Below are 10,016 nucleotides of genomic sequence, written 5' to 3'. Positions count from 1 at the left end.
GCTTGCGCTTCGGCAGCGATTGCGTGCGCGGTCACGTTTTCGTTTCGGCGTGGTCGGCGTTGCGGCGCTCACGCGCGGCGGCGCGCAGTGCGCGCGCAACCTCGCGGCCGGATCGGCGCCGCGGGTTTTTCCGCGGTTTTCCGCGCTCGCGCGTGCGTTCGGCGGAACCCGCACGGATCGGATCCGCATCGATCCGTGCCGTCATTCTGGCGCCGAACCGATGTGCCGAAGCGGGCCGGTATGGGGCCGCTGCGCCTACGCGCTTGCATCCGCGCGCAGCGTGCGGAACTGTGCGGTCTTTGCTGCGAATTTACCGATATGAACGACGCCGCCGACGAATCCGCCTTCACCGTGCTGCCGATCGGCAGCGAACGCGTGTTGCTGTGCGCGGCCGAAGGCGCGCCGATCGCCGACGCGCGCGCGGCGACCGATCTGATCGGCGCAGCCTCGTTCGCGGGCGCGACGGTGCTGGCGTTGCCGGTGGCGCGGCTGGACGTTTCGTTCTTCCGCTTGGCCAGCGGACTGGCGGGCGAGATCGCGCAGAAGGCGGTGAACTATCGCCTGCGCCTGGCGGTGGTCGGCGACATCCAGGCGCATCTGCGGCGCAGCGCGCCGCTGCGCGATTGGGTGCGCGAATGCGGCGAAGGGCGCGCGGTGATGTTCGTCGACGATCTCGACGCGCTGGCGCGGATTCTCGGCCGCGAGTAAGCCGCTGCCGGCGCAGGCTCGTGCGCCCTCGCTGCGGCCTGAGCCGCAAACCGCTCGATCCGGCGTTCCATGGAAGCGGCTTTCATCGAACGGGCTCTTTATCGAGCCGGTTCTTTAGCGGGCCGGCCTTTTAGCGGGTAAGTCCTTCGTCGAGCCTGCTCTTTATCGAGCGTTTCCGCCGCCGTACCGACGAAGCCTCGACGCGCGACCGCCCGCCGTCCACGCCGCAAGCAACCTCAACGCGGCTCGAACAACGCATTGAGTTCGGTATACGCCATCGCCTCGGCCGCCAGCGGCTTGCTGTCGCCGTCGTGCAGGAAACCTGCGGCGAGGCTGCGCACGCGCGCGTGCGCCGACTGGGCCAGATCGGAGCCGGCGCTGAGCCGGCGCACGCCCCAGTCGCGCAGTCGCGCGGCCGGCGGCAGCGCGGCGCGGGCGAGCAGGTTCAGCGGCAGGCCGCCGCCGGCGGCGATCGCGCGCACCTGGGTTTCGTCGGTCAGCCCGGGCACGAACAATCCGTCGGCGCCGGCTGCGCGGTAGCGCGCGGCGCGCGCCAGGGTTTCCTCGACCCGCCGTTCGGGCGGAACCAGGCCGCGCAGGTAGACGTCGGTGCGCGCGTTGACGAACACGTCCGCGCCCAACCGCGCCGCCGCGCGCTTGATCCGTTCGATCTTGGCGCACAGCGCGTCCGGCGCGCCGCCGCCGTCTTCGAGGTTGATGCCGACCGCGCCGACGTCGATCGCGCCGGCGACATGGTCGGCGACGGTGTCGGGATCGTCGGAATAACCGCCTTCCATGTCCACGCTCAGCGGCACCCGCACCGCGCGCGCGATATCGGCGACGGTGGCGATCAGGCGCGGCACCGGCAGCCGGTCGCCGTCGGCGAAGCCGTGCGCCCAGGCCACGCCGGCGCTGGTGGTCGCCACCGCCTGCGCGCCGAGGCTCTCGATCAGGCGCGCGCTGCCGGCGTCCCAGGCGTTGGCGAGCAGCAGCAGGCCGTCGGCGTGCAGTCGGCGGAATCGTTCGGCGCGTTCGCTTTGGCTGGTCATGGACGGTCCTGGCATGAGGAGTGGGGAACTGCGCGGCGCAGCATCGCATGCGCGCGCTCGCGCGACCGGCCGTTTTCGGACGGCGACGCCCGGCCTGTGCGAATGCCCGCTTTTTCCCGAGTTTGCGCCGCCGATTGCGTTCAATCGCGCGGCGCTGAGATACCATTGCCGCGCGCTCGCGCTAGCAACTCAGCCTAGGGATTGCCAAGTTGTGACCCAGTTCATCGGTAGCGGGCGCCGTTGCGGCCGGCGTGCGCCTTTTCGGCGCGGGCCATGCCGGACTGGGTGCGAGTCCGGGCGCCGGCAGTGAGCCAATAAATATCAATGCCTTGCGCGGCCCCCTGGGCGCCGCGTAGCCTCGCTGGCGTGGGCTTCAAGGCAGTTCTGGGGACGGTATGACCATCCGTGTATTCATCGTCGACGACCATGCGCTGGTGCGTACGGGCATGCGCATGATCCTCTCGGCGGAGACGGATATCGAAGTGCTGGGCGATGTCGAGAGCGGCGAGGAGGCCTTGCCGCTGATCCGCAAGCTCAAGCCCGACGTGGTCCTGTGCGACCTGCACCTGCCCGGCGTCAGCGGGCTGGAGGTCACCGAGCGCATCGTCAAGGGCGACCACGGCACCCGCGTCATCATCGTGTCGGTGCTCGAGGACGGGCCGATGCCCAAACGCCTGCTCGAAGCCGGCGCGTCCGGTTACGTGGGCAAGGGCGGCGACGCCAGCGAACTGCTGCGCGCGATCCGCGACGTGGCCCGCGGCAAGCGTTATCTGGCCAGCAACATCGCCCAGCATCTGGCGCTGTCGACGCTCGACGGCGGCGCCTCGCCGTTCGACGAGCTGTCGCCGCGCGAACTGGAGATCGCTTTGCTGCTGGTGCAGGGCTTCCGCCAGGAAGAAATCGCCAAGCGCCTGAGCCTGAGCGCGAAGACCGTCAACACCCACAAGACCCGGCTGTTCGAGAAGCTGACGATCACCGACACCATCGCTCTGGCGCGGTTGGCGGCGCAGTACGGGCTCGCCGATCCGGCGCATTCGCTGTAAAGCGGCGCGGCGTTCGAGCGGCGCGCCGGGTCTGGCGGCGCTGCGGAGCTGAGGCCGGCATGGCGTACGGTTTTCGCCGCAACGGCGGGGACGACGGGCGAATCGCCGCTTGCCGGTCGTTGCGCGGCGAAAGTCGCAATACCGTTGTTGCCGCTCTTGCGCAGCGTTCCTGCGTCGGCGTGCTGGGCTTGCCGGGAACCCGCCCCGAGAACGCGTGAACCCACTCGTCGTTGCTCTTGCGCGCCGTTCCCGCGCCGGCGTCCTGGGTGTGCCGCGCATCCGTTGAAGACCGAACGCGTTCCGAGCGGGCATAGCGTCAGCGCGCCGGAAGGCGTCGCCCGGACCCGAATCCCCGCGCTGCCTGAGCGCTGACTCGCGTCGCGGGCGGCCTACGCAGTTGCCGCGTAAAACCGCCGGATCGGACAGACACAAAAAAACCGGCCGCTCGCGCGGCCGGTTTTTGGATTGCCGTTTCGAACCAGGGCGGCCGCGACGGCCGCCCCGCGATCAGGCGCGACGCTCCTGCGAGCCGTCGCCGCCTTCATCGCCGTCGGCGGGCTTGGCCTCGCCCTCGGCGGCGGCCTCGGCGTTGTCGGCGACCGGCGCCGGCGCGACCGGATGCGGCAGGCCGTCGAACAGGCCGGCGGTGCGCGGCAGCAGCGGCGAAACCGGGTCGCTGGCGCCGGTTTCGACCTCGGCCGAGGCCGGGGCGATCGCGGCCGGCGCTTCAGGCGGCGCGGCGTAGCTGAAGCCCGGCACGGCCTGGGCGGCTTCGCGCGCCGGCGAGGCGACGGCTTGCGCCGCGGCTTCGGCCTGCGCGAGCTCGGCTTCGCCGGGCTGCACGGCCTGCGCGACCGCGACGACCGGCTCGGCCACCGGTTCCGGGTTCGCTACGACCGGCTCGACCTTGGCGGCTTCGACCACCACCGCCGGCTCGGCCGGCGCGGCGGCGACCGCCGGTGCGGCGGCTTCGGCCTGCGGCTGGGCCTGGATCGCGCGCTCGGCGGCGACTTCGGCCGGGTCGGCCTCGGCGCGGACCGGGGCGGCGTAGGTCTGGGCCTGGGCGGCTTCGATCGGCGCGGGCGCCTGCGGCGGGACCGGCTCGACGTTCGCGACCGCGTCGACGACGGTGTCGGCCGGAGCCGAAACCGTCTCGGCTTCGATCTTCGCGACCGTCGCTGCTTCCTGCGCTTCGGCCTTCACCGGCGCAGCGTCGTCGCTAGCGGCGGTGTCGGTCTTGAAGGCGGCAGCGCTGTCGCTGACGGCGTCGGCCTTGAACGAAGCGGCGCTGTCGCTGGCGGCGGTGTCGGCCTTGAACGAAGCGGCGCTGTCGCTGGCGGCGTCGGCCTTGAACGAAGCGGCGCTGTCGCTGGCGGCGGCGTCGGCTTTGAACGAAGCGGCGCTGTCGCTGGCAACGGCTTCAGCCTTGGCCGGCGCAGCGTCGTCGCTGGCGGCGGCTTCGGTCTTCGCCGGCGCGGCGTGCGCGGACGCCACCGCCGCAACGGCGGTCGCGGCAGCCGCGGCCGGCGCGGCGGCGCGCGCGGACTGCGGCGCGCTCACGTCGTCGAAGTCGAACTCCGGCTGCGAACGGTGTGCGGCGGCCGGGGCCTGGCCCGGTTCGGCGCCGGCCTCGTCTTCGTCGTCGAAACCGCCCTCGGCGTCGAGCGCGCCGTCGGCGCCGCCCTCGGCGCCGGCGTTCTCGCCGTTGCCGCGACGACGGCGACGACCGCCGCGACGGCCGCGACGGCGACGGCCGCCGCTTTCGCCGGCATCGCCCGCAGCGTCGGCCGGCGCGTCGCCGGCGACCGCGTCGCTGGCGGCGACCGCTTCGGCGACCGCGGCCGTTTCGGCGGCGTCGTTCTTCGCTGCGTTGTCGGCGGCGTGGTCGGCAGCGGCCGGCGCGGTGCCGGCGGCGACTACCGCGGCGACCGGAGCGGCGCCGGCGACCGCAGCCGCGGTTTCAGCGGCGGCGGCGTCCTGACGCGGCGGCCGCGGCTCGCGCGGCGGGCGCGGCGCGTTGCCGTTCTGGGCCGCGCCGTTGCCGGCCTGCGCGTTGGCGTTGCCGCCTTGCGCGGCCGCGTCCTGCTGCGGCTTGGTTTGCTGCGGGTTCTGCGCCTGCTTGGGCTGCTGCGGTTGCTGTTGCTTGGGCTGCTGCTGGTTTTGCTGTTGCCCTTGCTTGGGCTGCTTGCCCTGGCCTTGCTGCTGCGCTTGCGCGCCGCCGGCCTGCTGGCCCGGGTTCTGCGCCTGCTTGTCGCGGCGCGGCGGCTGTTCCTGCTGCTGGCGCGGCTCGTCGCGGCGGCCGTCGCGGCCGCCCTTGCCGTTGCCGCGGTTGTCGCGGCGCTGGCCGTTGCCGTTGCGCTCGCCGCGCGCTTCGCTGCGGCCGCCGTTGCCGCGGCCGTCCTGGGCGCGCGCGGCCGGTTCCGGCGCGGCCGGGGCCGGCTGCGGGGCGCCGCGGAAGATGCGCAGGATGCGTTCGACCAGGCCGACCGAATGGGTCGGCGCGGCCACCGGCGCGGGCGCCGGAGCCGGGGCGGGCGCGGGCGCGGCGGCCACGGCTTCGCGCGGCTCGCGCAGCGGCGCCGGCTGGGCCGGGCGCACGTTGGTCACGGCCGGCATTTCCGGAATGTTGAGGTGGGCCTTGGTCAGCGCGTGGACCGGCAGCTTGCGCTGGGTGCCGCGCTGGTAGCTGGGCTTGCTGGTTTCCTCGCCGACCTCGTTCTCGCGCACCCGGGTGACTTCGTAGTGCGGGGTTTCCAGGTGCTCGTCGGCGACGATCACGATCGGCGCGTCGTGGCGCGCTTCGATCTCCATCAGCGCGCGGCGCTTCTCGTTGAGCAGGAAGTTGGCGATCTCGGTCGGCGCCTGCACCAGCACCTGGCCGGTGTTCTCCTTCATCGCGTGCTCTTCGGCGACGCGCAGGATCGACAGCGACAGCGACTCGACGCTGCGCATGCGGCCGTGGCCTTCGCAGCGCGGGCACACCAGCTGGCTGGATTCGCCCAGCGACGGGCGCAGGCGCTGGCGGCTGAGTTCGAGCAGGCCGAACCGCGAGATCCGGCCGATCTGCACCCGCGCGCGATCCTGCTTGAGCGCGTGGCTCAGGCGGTTCTCGACTTCGCGCTGGTGGCGGTTGGAGGACATGTCGATGAAGTCGATCACCACCAGGCCGCCGAGGTCGCGCAGGCGCATCTGGCGGGCGACTTCCTCGGCCGCTTCCAGGTTGGTGTTGAACGCGGTCTCCTCGATGTCGCCGCCCTTGGTGGCGCGCGCCGAGTTGACGTCGATCGCGGTCAGCGCCTCGGTCTGGTCGATCACCAGGGCGCCGCCGGACGGCAGCCGCACGGTGCGCTCGTAGGCGTTCTCGATCTGCGATTCGATCTGGAAGCGGTTGAACAGCGGGGTGTCGTCGGAATACTTCTTGAGCTTGCGCAGGTTGTGCGGCATCACCTGCTCGACGAACTGGCGCGCCTCGTCGTACATCTCGTCGGTGTCGACCAGGATCTCGCCGATGTCGGCGCGCATGTAGTCGCGCAGGGCGCGGATGATCAGGCGCGACTCGCGGTACAGCGGGAACGGCGCGGGCTTCTTCAGCGCCTCGTCGGTGATCGCCTTCCAGATGCTGACCAGGTAGTCCAGGTCCCACTGCAGCTCTTCGGCGTCGCGGCCGACGCCGGCGGTGCGGATGATCACGCCCATGTCGTCGGGGATGGTCAGCTTGTCCATCGCCTCCTTGAGCGCGGCGCGGTCGTCGCCCTCGATCCGGCGCGAGACGCCGCCGGCGGTCGGCGAGTTCGGCATCAGCACCATGTAGCGGCCGGCCAGCGAGATGAAGCTGGTCAGGGCGGCGCCCTTGTTGCCGCGTTCTTCCTTGTCGACCTGGACCACGATCTCCTGGCCTTCGCGCAGCAGCTCGCGCAGGCCGGCCTTGTTGTGGTCGACGCCGGGCTGGAAGTAGTCGCGCGAGATTTCCTTCAGCGGCAGGAAGCCGTGGCGCTCGCCGCCGTATTCGACGAACGCGGCCTCCAGCGAAGGCTCGAGCCGGGTGATGCGGCCCTTGTAGATGTTGGACTTCTTTTGTTCCTTCGACGGCTGTTCGATGTCGATGTCGTACAGATTCTGGCCGTCGACGATGGCCACGCGCAGTTCTTCGGCCTGCGTCGCATTGATCAGCATGCGCTTCATTGTTGCGTTCCTCGCGCGCTCTACCGCGCGGAACGCCATGGCGTTTCGCAATCTGGGAACTGAGTCCGCGCCGTCGCGTTCGGCGCCCGGAACCGGGCCGCCCGCCGCGCCGGCGAGGTCTCCACTACCAGCGCTACATCACCACGGCACGCCGCGGGAGCGCTCTCATACCTTTACTCAACTTTCGGGCCGGCGGCGCGAACGCCGCACGGGACGGGCGACGGCTGCTTCGAGTGGTCTGCTCGTTCGTGTTCGAGGACGGACTCTGGCGCCGCACAGGTGTTCATCGCGACGGTGTCATCCGTCGGCGAGGGCGGGTTCCGCCGGTCCGTCGCTGCTAACATGGCTGCCCCGTGGGCAGTGGTTAGACGCGGACCGGAATCGCGGGAGGGGCTTTCGGCCCCGTACCGGGGCGCACGCCAAGAGGGCGGACGACCGGTGCAACTCCCAGCGAAATCAAAACCTTATCTCGCGTCGCGAGTGTAACAGATAACGCTTCGGGATGACCCAATCAGCAAACTCCGGCAATGCCGGCGCCCGCACCGTGCGCGTGCCCGACGATCGCGACGGCCAGCGCCTGGACAACTTCCTCCTCGGCCAACTCAAAGGTGCGCCCAGGTCCTTGATCTACAAGCTGGTCCGCTCCGGGCAGGTGCGCGTGAACGGGGGCCGGGCCAAGGCCGAGCGCAAGCTCGAGGCCGGCGACGAGGTGCGCATTCCGCCGGTCCGTCTCACTGAGGCCGGCGAAAAACCGGCCCCGCCGAAGGGCTTCCTGGACGCGATGGAGCGCGCGATCGTGTTCGAGGACGCGCGCCTGCTGGCCCTGAGCAAGCCCTCCGGCGTGGCCAGCCACGGCGGCAGCGGGATCAGCTTCGGCGCGATCGAGACCCTGCGCGCGCTGCGCCCGAACCAGGGCCTGGAGCTGGTCCACCGGCTCGACCGCGACACCTCGGGGCTGCTGATCGTGGCCAAGAAGCGCTCGGCGCTGACCGAGATGCAGGCCTTGATGCGCGAGGAGGGCGGTATCGCCAAACGCTACCTGGCCCTGCTGACCGGGCGCATGCCCGACGGCGTCATGACCGTCGACGCGCCGCTGCACATCGGCCTGCGCCAGGGCGGCGAGCGGCATGTCCAGGTCCATCGCGACGGCAAAGCCTCGCTGAGCCACTTCAAGGTGCTCGAGCGGCGCGGCGGGCAGTCGTATTGCGAGGTGCGGATCGAAACCGGCCGCACCCACCAGATCCGCGTGCATTCCCAGCACATCGGCCACCCGGTCGCCGGCGACGACAAGTACGGCGAGGCCGAGGTCAACAAGAAGCTGCGCGACCAGTTCGGCCTGCGCCGGCTGTTCCTGCACGCCTCGACCCTGGAGTTCGCCCTCGACGGCGGGCGCGAGCGTTATTCGCTCAATGCGCCGCTGGCGCCGGAGCTGATCGAGGTGCTGGACCGCTTGGGCGGATAAAGCGAGGCCGGGCACTGTGGGCGCCCGGCCTGAGGTTTGGATCGGCGGCGCGCGTCGTCGCCGCGCCGCGTGCGGCTCAGGGGGCGCTGGCGCCGCCGCAATGCTCCGGCCGCTCGGCCGGCGCGTGGAAGGTCACCGGCACCTGGATGTCGGTCGCCACCGGCTTGCCGTTGCGGGTCGCGGCTTCGAAGCGCCAGCGCTGCACGCCCTGGGTCGCGGCCGCGTCGAGCGCGGGCACGCCGCTGCTCGTCAGCACGTTGGCGCGGGTCGGTTTGCCCTCGGCGCCGACGGTCAGCTGCAGCACCACCTTGCCGCCGACCTGGTCGCAGCCGATTTCCAGCGGATAGTCCGGCGGCGGGGTGTCGACCGCGCGCAGCGGCGTGGACGGGATGATCGGTTCCTCGGCGGCGCGTTGGCCGCAGCCGGCCGCCGTCGCGGCCAGAGCGAAAGCGAGGGACGGAGCGAGCAGGCGGCGCTTGAGGTTCATGAGGGGATCAACCAATCAGGGCTTCGGCCTTGGCCGCGCAGATGAAGTCGTTCTCGCTGAGCCCGCCGACGTCGTGGGTGGAATAACGCACCACGCAGCGGTCGTAGTGCACGCCGAGGTCGGGGTGATGATCCTCGCGATGGGCCATGAACGCCAGTGCGTTCACGAACGCCATCGTTCGATAGTAGTCGTCGAAACGGAAGGTCTTGGTGAGGGCGTGACCGTCCTCGGCCAGTTCCCAGCCCGGCACCTGCGGCAGCAGTTCGCGCACGCGCGCCTCGCTGAGCCGGTGTTCGCTGCCGCGCAGCGGCACGCAATGGGCCTGGACGAGGGGAATGAGGTCGTTCATGGGGACTCCTGGCGGCCCGGCGTTGGCGCCGCGGCGTTGCGTCTGGCCGCGCCGGCCCCATGTGAATGGACCCGTATCCGCGGCGGTCGTAGGCTGCATGCGCGACATCAGGCCGCGCCGTCCCCGTTAGAATAGCCCGATGATCAATATTTCCGAATCCGCCCAGGCGCATTTCCGCAAGCTGATCGAACGCGAGGCCTTGCCGGGCCTCGGCGTGCGTCTGTCTGCGGTCCATCCCGGCACCGCGCGCGCCGACGTGCGTCTGGAGTTCGCCGAGCCGGCCGACCTGGCCGGCGACGAATGGGCGGTGGACTGCGACGGCTTTACCCTGTGGCTGCGCGCCGACAGCGTGAAGTACCTCGACGGCGCCGAGATCGATTACGAAAGCCGCGCCACCGGCGGCCAGCTGCAGATCCGCGCGCCGAAGATCAAGGGCGAGGCGCCGGCCGATTCGGCCTCGCTGGTCGAGCGCGTGCATTGGCTGGTCGAGAACGAGATCAACCCGCAGCTGGCCCAGCACCGCGGCCACGTCTCGGTGCAGGAAGTGACCGCCGACGGCGTGGTGCTGCTGCGCTTCGGCGGCGGCTGCCACGGCTGCGGCATGGCCGACGTGACCCTCAAGCAAGGCATCGAAACCACCTTGATGAGCAAGGTGCCGGGCGTGACCGCGGTGCGCGACGCGACCGATCACGATACCGGCGAGGCGCCGTACATCCCGCGCGACAGCGCGGCCTGA

General features: G+C 71.2%; 9 protein-coding genes. 4 read left to right on the top strand and 5 right to left on the bottom strand.

Annotation, left to right across the window (positions count from 1 at the left end; all coding sequences use genetic code 11):
* Nucleotides 1–31: 31 nt before the first annotated feature.
* Nucleotides 32–205, bottom strand: a complete 174-nt coding sequence (locus tag JHW38_RS05775) for a hypothetical protein (protein ID WP_207525039.1) — start codon at nucleotides 203–205, stop codon at nucleotides 32–34.
* 113 nt (nucleotides 206–318) lie between these two features.
* On the opposite strand from JHW38_RS05775, the gene JHW38_RS05770 reads away from it, so the two are divergent.
* Nucleotides 319–708 (top strand): DUF4180 domain-containing protein, encoded by a 390-nt coding sequence (locus tag JHW38_RS05770; RefSeq protein ID WP_207525038.1) that lies wholly within the window; start codon nucleotides 319–321, stop codon nucleotides 706–708.
* A gap of 236 nt (nucleotides 709–944) precedes the next feature.
* Here JHW38_RS05770 and JHW38_RS05765 read toward each other — a convergent pair whose 3' ends face one another.
* Entirely contained in the window at nucleotides 945–1,757 is an 813-nt protein-coding gene (locus tag JHW38_RS05765) for an isocitrate lyase/PEP mutase family protein (protein ID WP_207525037.1), read from the bottom strand.
* A 395-nt stretch (nucleotides 1,758–2,152) separates the two neighbouring features.
* On the opposite strand from JHW38_RS05765, the gene JHW38_RS05760 reads away from it, so the two are divergent.
* Entirely contained in the window at nucleotides 2,153–2,800 is a 648-nt protein-coding gene (locus JHW38_RS05760) for a response regulator (RefSeq protein WP_207525036.1), read from the top strand.
* Nucleotides 2,801–3,307: 507 nt separating this feature from the next.
* Here the strand turns inward: JHW38_RS05760 and JHW38_RS05755 are convergent.
* Nucleotides 3,308–6,982, bottom strand: coding sequence for an Rne/Rng family ribonuclease (locus JHW38_RS05755; protein WP_207525035.1), 3,675 nt, complete (start codon nucleotides 6,980–6,982; stop codon nucleotides 3,308–3,310).
* A gap of 502 nt (nucleotides 6,983–7,484) precedes the next feature.
* On the opposite strand from JHW38_RS05755, the gene JHW38_RS05750 reads away from it, so the two are divergent.
* A complete protein-coding gene (locus JHW38_RS05750) occupies nucleotides 7,485–8,444 on the top strand; it encodes an RluA family pseudouridine synthase (protein ID WP_207525034.1) in 960 nt (319 codons plus the stop codon).
* Between the two features lie 76 nt (nucleotides 8,445–8,520).
* On the opposite strand, the gene JHW38_RS05745 is transcribed toward JHW38_RS05750, so the two are convergent.
* Nucleotides 8,521–8,931: an energy transducer TonB gene (locus JHW38_RS05745; protein ID WP_207525033.1), complete on the bottom strand. Its 411-nt coding sequence runs from the start codon at nucleotides 8,929–8,931 to the stop codon at nucleotides 8,521–8,523.
* A gap of 7 nt (nucleotides 8,932–8,938) precedes the next feature.
* Nucleotides 8,939–9,280 carry a 4a-hydroxytetrahydrobiopterin dehydratase gene (locus JHW38_RS05740; RefSeq protein ID WP_207525032.1) on the bottom strand — a complete coding sequence of 114 codons (342 nt, stop codon included), beginning with the start codon at nucleotides 9,278–9,280 and terminating at the stop codon, nucleotides 8,939–8,941.
* A gap of 139 nt (nucleotides 9,281–9,419) precedes the next feature.
* Here JHW38_RS05740 and JHW38_RS05735 point away from each other — a divergent pair, with 139 nt between their 5' ends.
* Nucleotides 9,420–10,016: an NfuA family Fe-S biogenesis protein gene (locus JHW38_RS05735; RefSeq protein ID WP_207525031.1), complete on the top strand. Its 597-nt coding sequence runs from the start codon at nucleotides 9,420–9,422 to the stop codon at nucleotides 10,014–10,016.

This window comes from Lysobacter enzymogenes, assembly GCF_017355525.1.
Lineage (GTDB): Bacteria > Pseudomonadota > Gammaproteobacteria > Xanthomonadales > Xanthomonadaceae > Lysobacter > Lysobacter enzymogenes_C.
This window is presented reverse-complemented; position numbering and strand designations above follow the sequence as displayed.